Annotated in this window: 17 protein-coding genes; 11 read left to right on the top strand and 6 right to left on the bottom strand. The window is 33.1% G+C overall.

Annotated elements, in window-relative coordinates:
- The first annotated feature begins 115 nt into the window (after nt 1-115).
- The 8 genes from ACUUYC_RS15475 to ACUUYC_RS15510 all read left to right on the top strand — a co-directional run bounded on the left by ACUUYC_RS15475 (nt 116) and on the right by ACUUYC_RS15510 (nt 7,447).
- Nucleotides 116-475: a DoxX family protein gene (locus ACUUYC_RS15475; RefSeq protein WP_474267261.1), complete on the top strand. Its 360-nt coding sequence runs from the start codon at nt 116-118 to the stop codon at nt 473-475.
- A gap of 32 nt (nt 476-507) precedes the next feature.
- Nucleotides 508-1,044 carry an NADPH-dependent FMN reductase gene (locus tag ACUUYC_RS15480; protein WP_474267263.1) on the top strand — a complete coding sequence of 179 codons (537 nt, stop codon included), beginning with the start codon at nt 508-510 and terminating at the stop codon, nt 1,042-1,044.
- Nucleotides 1,045-1,102: 58 nt separating this feature from the next.
- Nucleotides 1,103-1,531, top strand: coding sequence for a (4Fe-4S)-binding protein (locus ACUUYC_RS15485; RefSeq protein WP_474267265.1), 429 nt, complete (start codon nt 1,103-1,105; stop codon nt 1,529-1,531).
- A gap of 29 nt (nt 1,532-1,560) precedes the next feature.
- Complete coding sequence (locus ACUUYC_RS15490; protein ID WP_474267267.1) at nt 1,561-2,001, top strand: MarR family winged helix-turn-helix transcriptional regulator; 441 nt, start codon at nt 1,561-1,563, stop codon at nt 1,999-2,001.
- 100 nt (nt 2,002-2,101) lie between these two features.
- Nucleotides 2,102-2,959, top strand: coding sequence for a pirin family protein (locus ACUUYC_RS15495; RefSeq protein ID WP_474267269.1), 858 nt, complete (start codon nt 2,102-2,104; stop codon nt 2,957-2,959).
- A gap of 368 nt (nt 2,960-3,327) precedes the next feature.
- Nucleotides 3,328-4,044: a pirin family protein gene (locus ACUUYC_RS15500; RefSeq protein WP_474267271.1), complete on the top strand. Its 717-nt coding sequence runs from the start codon at nt 3,328-3,330 to the stop codon at nt 4,042-4,044.
- A 145-nt stretch (nt 4,045-4,189) separates the two neighbouring features.
- Entirely contained in the window at nt 4,190-5,137 is a 948-nt protein-coding gene (locus ACUUYC_RS15505) for a glycosyl hydrolase family 17 protein (RefSeq protein ID WP_474267273.1), read from the top strand.
- 285 nt (nt 5,138-5,422) lie between these two features.
- Complete coding sequence (locus tag ACUUYC_RS15510; protein ID WP_474267275.1) at nt 5,423-7,447, top strand: 2,4-dienoyl-CoA reductase FMN-binding domain-containing protein; 2,025 nt, start codon at nt 5,423-5,425, stop codon at nt 7,445-7,447.
- Nucleotides 7,448-7,636: 189 nt separating this feature from the next.
- Here the strand turns inward: ACUUYC_RS15510 and ACUUYC_RS15515 are convergent, their stop codons facing one another.
- Nucleotides 7,637-8,527, bottom strand: a complete 891-nt coding sequence (locus ACUUYC_RS15515) for a TraB/GumN family protein (RefSeq protein WP_474267278.1) — start codon at nt 8,525-8,527, stop codon at nt 7,637-7,639.
- 278 nt (nt 8,528-8,805) lie between these two features.
- On the opposite strand from ACUUYC_RS15515, the gene ACUUYC_RS15520 reads away from it, so the two are divergent.
- From ACUUYC_RS15520 to ACUUYC_RS15530, 3 genes are all read left to right on the top strand, one after another.
- Nucleotides 8,806-8,988 (top strand): CAL67264 family membrane protein, encoded by a 183-nt coding sequence (locus ACUUYC_RS15520; RefSeq protein ID WP_474267280.1) that lies wholly within the window; start codon nt 8,806-8,808, stop codon nt 8,986-8,988.
- A 149-nt stretch (nt 8,989-9,137) separates the two neighbouring features.
- Complete coding sequence (locus ACUUYC_RS15525) at nt 9,138-9,668, top strand: RNA polymerase sigma factor (protein WP_474267283.1); 531 nt, start codon at nt 9,138-9,140, stop codon at nt 9,666-9,668.
- 2 nt (nt 9,669-9,670) lie between these two features.
- Nucleotides 9,671-10,486 carry an anti-sigma factor gene (locus ACUUYC_RS15530; RefSeq protein ID WP_474267285.1) on the top strand — a complete coding sequence of 272 codons (816 nt, stop codon included), beginning with the start codon at nt 9,671-9,673 and terminating at the stop codon, nt 10,484-10,486.
- A gap of 47 nt (nt 10,487-10,533) precedes the next feature.
- On the opposite strand, the gene ACUUYC_RS15535 is transcribed toward ACUUYC_RS15530, so the two are convergent.
- The 5 genes from ACUUYC_RS15535 to ACUUYC_RS15555 form a co-directional block, all read right to left on the bottom strand.
- On the bottom strand, nt 10,534-10,722 hold the full coding sequence (locus tag ACUUYC_RS15535) for a hypothetical protein (RefSeq protein ID WP_474267287.1): 189 nt from the start codon (nt 10,720-10,722) through the stop codon (nt 10,534-10,536).
- 212 nt (nt 10,723-10,934) lie between these two features.
- Entirely contained in the window at nt 10,935-11,099 is a 165-nt protein-coding gene (locus ACUUYC_RS15540; protein ID WP_474267290.1) for a hypothetical protein, read from the bottom strand.
- 193 nt (nt 11,100-11,292) lie between these two features.
- Nucleotides 11,293-12,588: a tetratricopeptide repeat protein gene (locus tag ACUUYC_RS15545; protein WP_474267292.1), complete on the bottom strand. Its 1,296-nt coding sequence runs from the start codon at nt 12,586-12,588 to the stop codon at nt 11,293-11,295.
- A 121-nt stretch (nt 12,589-12,709) separates the two neighbouring features.
- Nucleotides 12,710-13,267 (bottom strand): DUF4331 family protein, encoded by a 558-nt coding sequence (locus ACUUYC_RS15550; RefSeq protein ID WP_474267294.1) that lies wholly within the window; start codon nt 13,265-13,267, stop codon nt 12,710-12,712.
- A gap of 331 nt (nt 13,268-13,598) precedes the next feature.
- The gene (locus ACUUYC_RS15555; protein ID WP_474267296.1) at nt 13,599-14,249 is read right to left on the bottom strand and encodes a DUF4331 family protein; all 651 of its coding nucleotides are present in this window, start codon (nt 14,247-14,249) and stop codon (nt 13,599-13,601) included.
- Nucleotides 14,250-14,394: the final 145 nt, after the last annotated feature.

Consider the following 14,394-nt stretch of genomic DNA (forward strand, 5'->3'; position numbering starts at 1 on the left):
GAACCAAGTTTGAAAGTTTTCTTAAAAAACCGATAATTAATTTACATGGAAATAGTTTCCTTGGAAAATAAAAATATTATTTGTAGATTTGCACAGTAATTAAAAACTAACAAACATGAAAACTCAAAAAATAATTTATTACGCAGCTACAGGATTATTATCTTTATTAATGTTATTCTCTGCAGGAATGTATTTTTTCAACAATGCAGAAGTTGCTGGAATGTTTACAAATTTTGGATATCCAACATACATTATTTATCCGTTAGCAATTGCTAAAATATTAGGAGTTATTGCAATTTGGCAAAGCAAAAGTCAAACACTAAAAGAATGGGCATATGCAGGATTCTTTTTCGATTTAATCTTAGCCTTTTTTGCACATTATATGATTGGCGATGGAGAACAAGGTGCTTCAATTGTCGGAATGGTATTCTTAATAGCATCTTATTATTTTGCGAAAAAAATTGCAAACAATTAAAATTACAATAACAAACGAACAAACAATAAAACATGAAAACAATAATTGCCTTCGCAGGAAGTGACAGTAAAGCATCAATCAATAAACAATTAGCAACATATGCAGCAAGTTTAGTTGATGGAGCTGAAGTAAAAGTATTAGATTTAAACGATTACGAACTTCCATTGTATGGAATAGATAGAGAATTGGAAAGCGGAATTCCTGACAATGCACACAAATTTTTAACAGAAATCAAAGAAGCAGACGGAATTGTTTTGTCTTTAGCAGAACACAATGGCGCATATGCAACAGTATTCAAAAATATCTTTGATTGGATGTCACGAATTGATGGAAAATTATGGTCAGACAAGCCAATGTTATTAATGGCAACATCGCCAGGAGGCAGAGGCGGACAAACTGTTTTAGACATTGCAAAAGGAAGATTTCCATACATGGGAGGAAATATTGTAGCTGATTATTCATTGCCATTTTTTGGAGATAATTTTTCAGAAAACGGAATAAAAGATGCCGAATTGAATGCAAAATTAGGAAAAGCTGTTGCTGCTTTGTCAGTGGCAACTAAAGGGTAAATCAAGATGTTTTTTTAGTATCTTTAAGAAAGTTAACCAATTAAAAACTATAACAACCATGTCGAAAAAAGAAATCATCAAGGAATATAGTAATGAGGATATTACAGTAGTTTGGAAACCAAGATCCTGTATTCATTCTAAAAAATGTTGGAAAGATTTACTTCAAGTATTTGATCCAAGAAAAAAACCTTGGGTAAATATGGAAGGTGCTACTACAGCAGAAATAAAAACACAAATTGAAGCATGTCCATCCGGAGCATTATCATACAGAAGTAATAAAGCAGATGACCAAGAAGAAGTGCATCTAGAAACAAAAGTTGAAGCTTTAGAAAATGGACCATTATTAGTATATGGAACATTACATATTACGAATTCTGATGGAACTACCGATAAACGAAATAAAACAACAGCATTTTGTAGATGTGGTGCTTCCAAAAACAAGCCGTATTGTGATGGAGCTCATGTTGAAGCTGGTTTCAAAGGATGATTTAAAATAAAATTACTGATAAATTATAAATGGGAGATATTTCTAAAGACATACAATCAACATTTCCATCTGAAAAAGTGAAGGCTTTCATCAACATAAAATATACTGCGAATTGGTTAAGTAGTCAAGAGAACGAATTTTTCAAGCCATTCGGAATCTCACCACAACAATTCAATATTCTAAGAATCTTAAAAGGTGCTGGAAAAGCAATAAAGGTGCAAGAAATCAAAGATCGTATGATAGAAAGAGCACCAAATGCAACAAGACTTATGGATAAACTTTGTGGAAAAGAGCTCATTGAACGAATCTCATGTCCAGGTGATAGAAGAGTAGTTCATATAGCAATTACTGACAATGGAATCAAACTCTTAGGGAAGATTGAGGTAAATTTAGACAGTATAAATCCATTGAAAAATTTATCAAATAAAGAAGCCATTTTATTAAGTGATTTGCTAGACAAAATCCGTTAATATTATAAATGATTTATACTGAAGAGTTATAATTCATTTGACTAAATATTTTCCATGGAAAATAAAATAACAATTAAAAAGTAGAAGAAAGGAAAACAAAATGAAAACACTACGAAGCATAGCATACAAAGGAAAAAGTGACTATGTAAATATGGGCGGAAACTTAATCCGTCAGCCATTACCAACAGAAAGTTTAGATCAAGTAGATCCATTCTTATTGTTACATCATTACAAATATGATGTCGGACCATACAGTCCAGGATTATCACTATCACCACATCCTCATCGCGGATTCGAACCTGTAACGTTTATTTTCAAAGGAGAACAATTACACAGAGATTCACTCGGGAATGAAGGTATTTTAAATGCTGGTGATGTTCAATGGATGACTGCAGGAAGCGGAATTGTTCATGATGAAGGACCAAGCAAAGAATTTGTTGGAACTATGGAAGGAATTCAATTGTGGGTAAATCTTCCGAAAAAGTTCAAAATGACAACACCGAAATACCAAGATGTAAAAGCGGCGAAAATGCCTATAATTCCTATAGAAAACAGCAAAGGAACCATAAAAATAGTGGCAGGTGAACTCAATGGGCAAAAAGGACCTACGAGTACATTCACGGAAATCAATGCATTTGTGGTGAACATAGAAGCAACTGGAAAGAGTACAATTCCAATTCCAAAACATCATGAATTATTAGTATATCTATTAGAAGGAGAAACACGTGTAAACGATGCACAAACTTTAAAAGATGACAAATTGCAAATGCTCACGTTTGATAAAGATGGAGAAGCAATCAACTTAGAAGCGAATAAAAACAGTACACTTCTAATCCTTTCTGGCGAACCAATAGAAGAAGAAGTAACTTCATGGGGACCATATGTGATGAATTCACAAACCGAAATCATGGAAGCAATGCGCGACTATCAACAAGGAAAAATGGGACATCTTTACTAAACAATTTGTCATTCCTGCGTAGGCAGGAATCCAAAAATATTGAGAGCTTAGTATTGAGAATTGAGGAGTTTCGAAATATGTTCTGAAGCTCTAAACAAGCAAATCAACTCGTCACTTCGAGTGAAATTTTAGCATAAAATTTAGTATCGAGAAGTATTTTGAAAACAGAGCAACAATTAATATAAATAGTTTTTAGGCGTAACTCCCGAGAAAATCGGGAGTCGCGCTTTCAAAAGTCGCTCTCTACGAGGAGCTTCAACAAATTTTTCAATCGCTTACGCGAAGTTAGAAATGAGATGTTAGTATTGAGAATTGAGACGTTTCTCATAAACAAATTAACAAATCGACAAAAGACAGAAAGAAAAACAATGAAAACAACATATCATCCAGCAAATACACGTGGAAAAGCAGATCATGGTTGGCTAAAAAGTCATCACAGTTTCAGCTTTGCAAGCTATCACAATCCAGACCGAATGGGATTTGGACAACTAAGAGTATTAAATGACGACATTGTACAACCAAAAATGGGCTTTGGTACACATCCACATCAAAACATGGAAATCATATCTATTCCATTAAGTGGCGCATTGTCACATAAAGACAGTATGAACAACAAAAGAGCGATTACTACAGGAGAAGTACAAGTAATGTCTGCCGGAACAGGGTTGCAACACTCTGAATTCAACGACAGTAAAACTGATGAGGTAAACTTTTTACAACTCTGGATTCAACCACAAGAATTAGGAGTAACGCCGCGTTATGAACAAAAAGAATTTGATTATACAAAGCATGAAAACCAATTTCAAACGTTAGTTGCACCAAAAAATAACGTCATTGGCGATGCACTTTGGATTCATCAAGATGCGTACATTTCTATCGGAAACTTTGATGCAGAAAAAACAATTGATTTTAAACTCAACAATGCTGCTCATGGAATCTATATATTCTTACTAGAAGGCGAAATTGCTATTGGAGACGAAACTTTAACTACTAGAGATGCTTTAGGTGTTTGGGAAACGAAGCAGGTAAACATCAGTATAAAAGAAGATTCTAAAATTCTAGCGATTGAAGTTCCAATGAATTAATAAAACAAGCATAAATTTATAGTAAAAAGACTATCTAGAAATTAAAACTACAGATAGTCTTTTTCTTTTTCCGAAATATTAAGACATCCATCATTACTAAAGGTTATTTCTTTTATACGTATCTTTTAAAAAAATAAAACCAACCATGAGCAACACCAATTCATTATTTGGTGGCAGTGATATGATGGGCGTATGTTACGCTCCTTATCATCAAGCTGCTACCGTAAAAAAATCAGCCTATACCAAAGCAAATGTAGATGCAGATTTAAAGATTATCAATGACTTCAACATGACATTTATTCGTACCTATACGGTACAAGGATGCCAAGAACACTTACCAGAACTGTGTGCTAAATACAGTATAGGTGTCGCTTTAGGAGCATGGATTTTTCAGGGCGATAGTGCAAGTACACAAACAGAAATAGACACTGCACTTAAGCAGGCAAATGCATATCCTGGAAAGGTAAAAGTCATTGTAATTGGTAATGAAGTAGATCTAGCTTCAAATGGTTATAAATTTGATGAAGTAAAAGCTGCTTTTGAGTATGCAAAAAAAGAATTAGTCAAATATCCCAAAATTGCTAATGTTCCTTTAACCATTTGTATGACTGGTGCTGGCCCAATGAGTGCTACTTGGTCACCATTATTGAGTATAATGCAGAGTTATGCGTTTCTCACTATTTATCCGTGGTATGGACAAAAAGGGAATCATGAAAGCAATCCTAAAAATTTTCCAATGACTCCTGGAGAGATTACAGGAAATATGCAGTATTCCTATAACAACGGAATGGCGCAAGCTATAACAGCTGGATTGGAAGTTGTAATTGCTGAAATAGGTTGGCCAAGTGATGGAGACAGTAATGCTGATACCAATTGGAAAGCTGAAGTGACCAATTTTAACGCTACATGTAAATGGGTTAATGGTACAAATATATATAAGAAGGCTTTTATTACGATGTGGTTTGAAATGTTTGATGAACCATGGAAAACAGCGGAAGGCGCTTGGGGACCACATTGGGGAATTTATGGTTCTGGGACTTCTCCCGTAATTAAAACCGATGATTCAAAAACGACTTTTACGAAATGTAGTTAATTTAAAACTATTAATCATACCGAATCTGTTGAACAGAAATCTGAAATGACATAATTTGCTTTTATACATAGTATAATAATCTCAAATTAAACTTATCAAGCCTAAGTCAAAACTTAGGCTTTTTCATTTCAAACAACTACAATTCTAAAGCAATCAACGAATAATCTTCGCCAAGTTTCAAAATATTACTTATATTGCAATATATTATGCGTGCATAATAAAATATAATGCTTTATTGATAGAATTGCACTATATTTAATACAATCAGTAAAACCATTGAAATACATGAAGTACAAGCATATTTTTGAACCATTAGACTTAGGATTCACAACTCTTAAAAATAGAGTGTTAATGGGATCAATGCATACAGGTTTAGAAGAAGAGAAAAATGGATTTGAACGATTAGCTACATTCTACGGTGAACGTGCAAAAGGTGGTGTAGGATTGATTGTTACTGGAGGAATGTCACCAAGTGTTCGCGGTTGGCTAACACCTTTCTCATCCCGAATGAGCACAAAAAAACATGCCAGGAAACACAAAGTTATCACAGAAGCTGTTCATAAAAATGGAGGGAAAATATGTATGCAAATTTTGCATGCAGGTCGTTATGGATATCATCCGCTAAATGTAGCACCTTCGGCAATTCAATCTCCAATAACACCTTTTAAACCTAAAAAACTTAGTAATTCAGGAGTTAAAAAAACTATCAAAAACTTTGCGAAATCTGCTTCATTGGCACAACTTGCAGGATATGATGGTGTAGAAATAATGGGTTCTGAAGGATATTTAATCAATCAATTCATTACTGAAAGAACAAATCAACGTACTGACGATTGGGGAGGGAATTATGCAAATAGAATGAAATTTGCTGTACAAACAGTAAAAGCAGTTCGTGAAGCAGTTGGTGCCGAATTCATCATAATATACCGTCTATCAATGTTAGATTTGGTAGATAAAGGAAGTAGTTGGGAAGAAGTAGTACAACTTGGAAAAGCGATTGAAAAAGCAGGAGCAACAATTATAAATACAGGAATTGGTTGGCATGAATCACGAATTCCTACAATAGCAACGTCAGTTCCAAGAGCAGCATTTACTTGGATTACGGAACGAATGAAGAAAGAAGTAAGTCTGCCTTTAATTACTTCTAACAGAATTAATATGCCAAGTGTTGCTGAAAAAATTCTTGCTGATGGACAAGCAGATATGGTATCAATGGCACGTCCATTTTTAGCAGATGCTGAATGGGTAAACAAAGCAGCAGCAGAAAACGATGATGAAATTAATACATGTATTGCTTGTAATCAAGCATGTTTAGATCACATATTTAAGCAAAAAGTAGCAACTTGTTTGGTAAATCCAAGAGCGTGTCACGAAACAGAATTTGATTACAGACCAGCAAGTATCAAGAAGAAAGTTGCCGTTATTGGTGCTGGTCCAGCAGGATTAGCGGCTGCAACTATTGCTGCACAGCGTGGTCATGAAGTAACCTTATTTGACGATAATAAGGAAATTGGTGGACAATTTAATATTGCAAAACAGATTCCAGGAAAAGAAGAATTTTACGAAACAATTCGTTATTTCAACAAACAAATTGAATTACACAATGTTGAATTACAACTTGGTAAGCGTGTAAATGCTGATGAACTTTCACAAGGTAACTTTGAAGAAATCATTTTGGCAACAGGAATTAAACCTAGAACACCAAAAATTGAAGGAATTGAACACGAAAAAGTATTAAATTATATAGATGTACTAAAACATAAAAAACCAGTAGGAAAACGTGTTGCAGTTATTGGAGCAGGAGGAATTGGTTTTGATGTTTCTGAATACTTATCACATGAAGGAGAAGCAACTTCGCAAAATATTGATGCTTGGTTAGAAGAATGGGGAATTGATAAAACTTTAGAAGCACGTGGTGGAATTGAAAATATGAAGCCTAACTTTCACGGTTCGCTAAGAGAGATTTACATGTTTAAACGAAGCAAAGGTAAATTTGGTGGTAACTTAGGAAAAACTACAGGTTGGATTCACAGAGCAAACCTGAAAAAGAAAAAAGTAAACTTCGTAAATGAAGTTCAGTATACAAAAATTGACGATCAAGGCTTACATTATACACAAAATGATGAAGCTAAAGTAGTAGAAGTAGACAATGTTATAATTTGTGCAGGGCAAACGCCATTAAAAGAATTATTAGATCCTTTACAAGCGAAAGGAATGACAGTTCATGTAATTGGTGGCGCAGATATTGCTGCCGAATTAGACGCAAAACGCGCCATTGATCAAGGAAGTCGTTTGGCTGCGAAGTTGTAAAAAGATAAATTACCACACATAAAAAATCCGCAACGTTCACTAGAATATTGCGGATTTTTATATTTAAAAAAGGAATTTATAGTACAATCAAGTTGCGAAGCAACTGAGTAATCAACAACAAATAATCTAACAGCGAAGCGATCTAACATCTAATAGCGTAGCGGTCTAATTTCTGGTTGTGAAAGCAACCTAATACACAGCCTCAACCGTATATCCTTGTTTTCTCAATAAATTTATCACACCTTGATCTCCAGGTAAATGCAATGCGCCAACACCGATAAATGTTGATGTTTCTTTCGTAATTTTTGAAATTAATGGAATCCAATTTCTATTGCGTTGATCTAATAAGTTTTCTTGAAAATCACCTTCAAAACCTTGATCAGCGGCTACTTTTTGTAGACCTTCTAAATCTTCAGCGTTGTAATACTTAGTCATTTCGGCAAATTCTTCTTTGCTTTTTTCAAGTCCTTTCTCTGCCATTTCCACAAGTGTTTTTAATTGTTCTTCATATGAAATATTATCAAAAGCTTTTACCTGATCAGCAATAGTTTCCAAGCCTATTATTTTTTCGTTTTGCTCTTTTGCTACTTTCATAAACTCAGTTTCATATGCTGTTCCTGTTTTACAACTTGCCATTTTTGAAGTGATTGTTGAGGTAATAGCCAAGGGTTTCATGGTGTTGAATAATTTTAAATCCATTCCGACTTGTTCTTTAAAAAAAGTTGCCAAAGTGGTATAATCTTCTTTACTCAAAATACTTTGAATTGTTTTTCCATTTTCCATAAATATGAGTTTCATCATATCTGCTTGTAAACTTGGATTGGACAAATCAACTTCTAAAACTAATTGATCCGTTTCATCAAAGGCTTTTTTTAGCTTATCTGTAAAAACATAATCACACGTTAAATGAATTGTTCCGTATAAATATGAAGGTTTTTCAATACCATTCCCTGAGATTTTCCAAAGTAATGAGTTTTCTAGTTTTGGCGTTTTTGACTTACTAGTAACTGATTTTGTAGAATTACAACTAATAAAAAATGTAAGTATGCAAAGTGTTAATAATGAAAGCTTTCTGTACATGAGAATGATTTAAATGTATGTGTATTTGAATAAATTTTTCGAAAGATACTAAAAAAACATAGCGAATTATTTGAAACAGCGTAGGAAGTCATTTTGAATTGTAGCTATTAAATTTTTAGTTTTTGAATTAAAAATTAGATATTTGTAGTTCATAAAAGCGCAAAGGATAGAGACATATGTTGAAGCTCCTCGAAGAGAGCGACTGTCGAAAGCCTGACTTTTATGTATGCTGAGGCAACTCTAAGCATATATAAAAGATGCGCCCAAACAAATAACATATGGGAATGAACAAAAATACAGTATTAGCATGGGCAACATGGGTCATGATAATCGTAGGAGTTGGCTTGATTATTTTAGGGATTCTAAAATATGAAGAAGTAGCAGCTATAGGATTTTCAGCAGTAGGAATAGGATTCTTTGCCATTGCATGGGTTTTCAATGCCTTGAAAGGTCGCGTGTAAATACTAAAAATTTAAAAAATATAAAAGCTTCATTTAATGAAGCTTTTTTTATGCCTAAAAATGAAAAAATCACACTAAAAAATTGTAGATTTAAGAATCAAAATTAATTTCTTTTTCAAGAGGAAAAATATAGCTGATCAATTGTATGTATGGAGTTAAATAAACTCATAGAAAATTTTCAAAATAAAGACGCTAAAGCCTTTGAATCATTATATGTGATGTATAGTGAAAGTATATTTGGTGTTATACATACAATTGTAAAAAATGAAGATATTGCTACGGAAATTTTGCAAGATGTATTTATAAAAGCATGGAACAAAGCAGATACTTATAATGTAAGTAAAGGACGTTTTTTTACATGGTTGTTAAATATTGCAAGAAACGCAGCAATTGATAAAACACGTTCAAAATCTTTTAAGAACGCACAACAAAACCTTGATATTGATTTTTTCGTACATAGTATTGAAACCAATGATAGTTTGGATCAAAAAACAAATGCTATTGGTATCAAAAAATACGTAAATGCCCTTGCTGAAAAATGCAAAAAAATTATTGATTACCTATATTTTAAAGGATACACGCAAAAAGAAACGGCAGAAACCCTAGACATTCCATTAGGAACGATAAAAACTCGAAATAGAAATTGTATTAACGAACTTCGAAAAATGTTGGAAGTATAACAATGAATAGTAAAGAATACATAGCATCAGGAATATTAGAGCTGTATGTAGCTGGCACGCTTTCCGAAAAGGAAAACGCAGCAGTGCATGCAATGATGCTAAAATATCCTGAAGTCATGCAAGAAGTCTTGGAAATTGAAGCAGCTATTGTAAACTTAACTGCTGCAACAAGTTCAAAGGAGACTTCTGCTGTATTTGATGTTATTAAAGAAAAATTACAACTAACTGATTTAGAAACTTCAGAAGAAACAAAAGTAATTCCGATTCAAAAATCACGTTCTATTTTCCGTTATGCAGGTTGGGCAGCCGCTGTGGTATTAGGTATTGGATTGATATATACTGTATTAAAAACTGGAGACTTGCAATCTGAAATTGATACTGTAACAGCTGAAAAAGAAGCATTAAAAGAACAAATTTATAAAGCAAATAGTGACTTAACAGCTGCAACGGAATTGTTAAGTGTTTTGCGTACAAAAGATATCATTTCTGTTCCACTTGGTGGACAAGCAGTTTCGCCAACTTCGTATGCAAAAGTATATTGGGATAAAAAAGCGAATCAAGTGTATTTAGATTTACAAGGATTGCCAGAACCGCCAAAAGGTAAAGTATATCAAGTTTGGTCGTTAACATTAAATCCATTAACACCAACAAGTTTAGGAGTTATAGACGATTTTACTACAGACAAAGACAAAGTGTTTGATCTTTCTAATGCTAATGAATCTGAAGCTTTCGGAATTACATTAGAACCTGAAGGTGGAAGTGAATCGCCAACGCTTGAGCAATTGTACACACTTGGTATAGTTGCTTCGAATCCTTAAAACATACTTTTTAGACATAAAAAAAGCGAACCGAAGTTCGCTAAGAATTAATCCCAATCTCCACAATCACCACCGTAACAGGAATAACAAGTATGATCAACAAGCGTTTCCATATCATCACTGGATTTTCCTGCATTGCCGCTAGAACCTGCGTCACCACCTAAAATTTGATGCTTACCGATTAGTGAAATTGATTTTTTGTTGAGAATTAATAACTTAAAGCTTCTTTTTTTCATGATATATAATTTTATGTTTTATAGGAACATCCCATATTACTATAGACGTTACAAAAAGGGAAAAAGTTCCTGAAAATATAAAATCATTTGTCTAGTTGAGGCAAAGTTGATTTTACTTTTGATGCATGTTTAGACTTGCAGCACATCACTTTTTTTAAACAAAAGAAAAGCGAACCGTTAGAATCCGCTTTATGTTTAAGAAAATGTATTTATTAACAAACCCAAGGACAACTATTGTATAATGATACACAATAGTCATTTCTACATTCTGTAAGTCGGTCACTTGCACCACGACCTCCAATTTTAGATTCTTTAACTTCTAAATGAGAGATTGCTTTTTTGTTTAATGTCAACGATTTAAAATTTCTCTTTTTCATGATTTCTTTTTTTTGGTTAAATGTATTTATAAAATAAAAAGAACAAGTCAAGATTGCTTACGGTATTGCCGTAATTAACAGTGTTGAAGTAAAGTTTTTATAACACAAAAAGACACTTTAGTATAAAGTGTCTTTTCAATCAATAAAAACCAATCGTCTAACTAAAGTTAGTTCAGTATATAGCCTACCAAAACTATAAGCGCTGTATTTTTTCTGTAAGTACTGGACCAACTTCAAAACTACTTTCCAATAATTCTGATTTAATCTCTAGTACATTTTTTGTGTTTCCGTTTGCTTTTAAAATTTCTGCTACATGATACATGGCAACAGGTTCAAACGTTTTATCTATGACATGATTTTGAATAATTTCTAAGGCTTTTGCAGAATTTCCTTGTAAATGATAGGTCCAAGCCAATAAATCATACGATTGTGCGGTTGGGCGTAATGCAACTTCTTGTTGTGCAATTTTGAGTGCTTTCTCAGTATTATTTAATTCTTCTGAAAGAACAGAAACTGCATAGGAAGTATACATAACTCCATAATTTTTATCTTGAATAGCTGTCATAAAAGCTTGAATATTTTGTTCTTTTTCAGCATTTTCTCCCATGTATTCGGCAATTTCAGCTTTCAATAAATAATAATCAGGTGCTTTGTGTTGTATCATAATTGTATTTAAAATACGTAAAGCTTCCGCTGGATTTTTCTCGTGTGAAAACACAATCCAAGCAATTCCTTTTTTTGCATATGCATCATTTGGATCTAATGCTAAGGCTTTTAAATAATGCTCGTAAGCGTCTTTGATTCTTCCGGCATGACCGTAAAAATCTGCCAAATTTGTATACGACCATTGTTTTAAATAGTTGTTATTTGCGTCTTCAGCTTTCAATTTTGCTCTTTCCATTGCTTTAATGGCTGCCATCAACTTGCCTTCATGATCATACCATTTTGATAAACGAATTAATGCATCAAAACTATTGTCATCTTTAAAATTTGCTAAATACTGTTCGGCTTCTTCAATATTTCCGAGTTCTAAATGTATATCGAATAGCATTTTCTGTGTTGCATCTAAATTTTCACCTAACAGTTCTGCTTTTTTCAATAAAACTAATCCTTCCTGAAAGCGATGTTGTGAAATGTAATTCCGAACTAAACTTCTAATGTAACCTGCGTTTTGATATTTTGTTTTTTCATTTAAAACTTCTAAATGATGTGAAGCTTCCATCAAATGAGAAATTTCACCAGTAGCTTTAAATAACTGCGAATGCGAGCTAGCTATTTTGGCATGATATGGATATTGATTTGGAGTATTTTCAAGCTTTGCAGTCCAGAATTTTTTTATTTCAGATGCATCTATAAGTAATTTATTTTCAGCAATTTCTAAATATGAGTCATATTCAGCGGAAGCTGTAACCTTTTGAGATGGAGTAGACGTGCAACTTATAAGAAATGCACAGATTCCTAAAATTTGAAAAACGATTTTGGTATTCATATTGATGATTTTTTAGATGATTAAAAATAATTTGAATTAAAAAGAGAGCATCTAGCGTGATCGTTCAACTAAATAACACGTTAAATTGCTAAAAACTAAATGCTCTCAATAGCAAATCAGATTACCACGGTGAGGCTAAGTATGGAAATGAGGACAAAAAAGGTTTGTCATTGGCGTCAACATGATCATCAGAAAGATTTGGGTTTTCTGTGAAGTCTTCGCCTCCAAAAATTAATAATAATTCAACCGTAATTACATCGTCGGCTAGTGCACGACCAGTTAATACATTTGTTCCATCATAAAAGGTTGTTGTGCCGTCTAAAGAAACATTTAATACATCTGTAGCTAATAATCCTGTAAAAGCAGCTGCATCTTGTCCTAAAGCATTTTGATCTCCAGGATTTGCAAATGCTGGACTTAATCCTGTTAAGTTTGTTTGAAACATTCCTTGAAACGCTGCATTTTGTAGAGAAGGAACTGTGATATTAAATGCATCTTTATTCGCTTGAGAAACAAAAACAGTATTTACTGCAGGTCTTCCCATTTGATCTTGTTGTGCGAACGTTCCTGAAAAATCAGGTCCGTTATCAACAATAATTATATTGTCGTCTGAAGAACAACTTGTTAATGTAAGCATACTTACGAGTACGATTCCTAAAATTGCTTGTATAGTTTTCATGTTTTTTCTGTTTAAATTGTGAATTTTATAGATTGATTACAGTTAAATAAAACGAATTGGATGTTTTGTAATTCGTTTTTTTCTGAAGTATAGAAATGGTTTTGCGTTAAAAATTTTCGAAACCTTGGAGAAAATTTAGCAAAAGTTTTTCGGTTTTAGTTTTCCATCGAGAAAACTTAAAATACCTGCCAGAAAAATGCCTTTTCTTTTGTTTCGTTTTCTTTGGGCATGCAAAGAAAATGAAATTTAAAAGTCAATAATGAACTGTATAATCGAGTTTTTGTTAAGATTTTAGATTTTGTATTGATATAATCATTTGAAAATAAAATAATTATTGCTTTCCTTTTGCTTCTGCCCAAACATTGATTGTTCCTGAGCCACCAATTTGAGATTTTGGTACTTCTACAACAATGGATAATACATTTGAACCTGCAAAAGTGTCTGTACCAGGATCGTTAAAAGTTGTTGCGTTTCCAGTGATGATTTCTCCATATTGAGCAAAATCCATAAAGAAAGGATCATCTCTTGGTCCTGCGAAAAATTTCATTCCATTAGTATCTGCTGTAATTGCGTTACTTCCGTAGGCTGTAATATCTACTGAAGAAGCAGTTCCTGAAGTTTCAATAACGCTATTCAATCCGGATGCACTTGGTGAAACTGGACCAAAGAAATACATTTTGCCATCTCTTGGAATTGCTTGAATCACCAAGTCTTCAATGTTATCTCCTGTATTATCAATATTAATTTCTATTAATGTATTCTCATCAAATGAAGCTCCTGATGTTGCTGTAGGACTCAATAATCCTTGTGTATTAACTACAAACGCAATTGTATTTGTGTCTTCTCCTTGAAAAGCATAGAAATCTGTAATATCAGAAGTTGTTCCTTGTATAGCTGGCGCGTCTATATGATCGGCTGCAATTAAAAAGAAACTACCTATCAATACAATACTGATTCCTAAAATGGTTGTTACTCGTTTCATAATCTTAAAAGTTTAATTAGATTTTTATTGTTTGAAGGTATATACGAGAAGAAGGACAACACGGTTTCCTAAAAAATAAAAAAGATTTGAAATTAATAGATTTTAATGTTTAAATAATTGATTGTCAGTGATTTTAAGTTGAAAA

It is taken from the genome of Kordia sp. E, assembly GCF_056033805.1.

What these genes read in the sequence shown, in the direction of transcription:
- ACUUYC_RS15545 (WP_474267292.1), bottom strand. Translation starts at nt 12,588, where the DNA reads ATGAATACCAAAATCGTTTTTCAAATTTTAGGAATCTGTGCATTTCTT.
- ACUUYC_RS15555 (WP_474267296.1), bottom strand. Translation starts at nt 14,249, where the DNA reads ATGAAACGAGTAACAACCATTTTAGGAATCAGTATTGTATTGATAGGT.
- ACUUYC_RS15535 (WP_474267287.1), bottom strand. Translation starts at nt 10,722, where the DNA reads ATGAAAAAAAGAAGCTTTAAGTTATTAATTCTCAACAAAAAATCAATT.
- ACUUYC_RS15490 (WP_474267267.1), top strand. Translation starts at nt 1,561, where the DNA reads ATGGGAGATATTTCTAAAGACATACAATCAACATTTCCATCTGAAAAA.
- ACUUYC_RS15525 (WP_474267283.1), top strand. Translation starts at nt 9,138, where the DNA reads ATGGAGTTAAATAAACTCATAGAAAATTTTCAAAATAAAGACGCTAAA.
- ACUUYC_RS15550 (WP_474267294.1), bottom strand. Translation starts at nt 13,267, where the DNA reads ATGAAAACTATACAAGCAATTTTAGGAATCGTACTCGTAAGTATGCTT.
- ACUUYC_RS15515 (WP_474267278.1), bottom strand. Translation starts at nt 8,527, where the DNA reads ATGTACAGAAAGCTTTCATTATTAACACTTTGCATACTTACATTTTTT.
- ACUUYC_RS15485 (WP_474267265.1), top strand. Translation starts at nt 1,103, where the DNA reads ATGTCGAAAAAAGAAATCATCAAGGAATATAGTAATGAGGATATTACA.
- ACUUYC_RS15530 (WP_474267285.1), top strand. Translation starts at nt 9,671, where the DNA reads ATGAATAGTAAAGAATACATAGCATCAGGAATATTAGAGCTGTATGTA.
- ACUUYC_RS15540 (WP_474267290.1), bottom strand. Translation starts at nt 11,099, where the DNA reads ATGAAAAAGAGAAATTTTAAATCGTTGACATTAAACAAAAAAGCAATC.
- ACUUYC_RS15520 (WP_474267280.1), top strand. Translation starts at nt 8,806, where the DNA reads ATGGGAATGAACAAAAATACAGTATTAGCATGGGCAACATGGGTCATG.
- ACUUYC_RS15495 (WP_474267269.1), top strand. Translation starts at nt 2,102, where the DNA reads ATGAAAACACTACGAAGCATAGCATACAAAGGAAAAAGTGACTATGTA.
- ACUUYC_RS15500 (WP_474267271.1), top strand. Translation starts at nt 3,328, where the DNA reads ATGAAAACAACATATCATCCAGCAAATACACGTGGAAAAGCAGATCAT.
- ACUUYC_RS15475 (WP_474267261.1), top strand. Translation starts at nt 116, where the DNA reads ATGAAAACTCAAAAAATAATTTATTACGCAGCTACAGGATTATTATCT.
- ACUUYC_RS15480 (WP_474267263.1), top strand. Translation starts at nt 508, where the DNA reads ATGAAAACAATAATTGCCTTCGCAGGAAGTGACAGTAAAGCATCAATC.
- ACUUYC_RS15510 (WP_474267275.1), top strand. Translation starts at nt 5,423, where the DNA reads ATGAAGTACAAGCATATTTTTGAACCATTAGACTTAGGATTCACAACT.
- ACUUYC_RS15505 (WP_474267273.1), top strand. Translation starts at nt 4,190, where the DNA reads ATGAGCAACACCAATTCATTATTTGGTGGCAGTGATATGATGGGCGTA.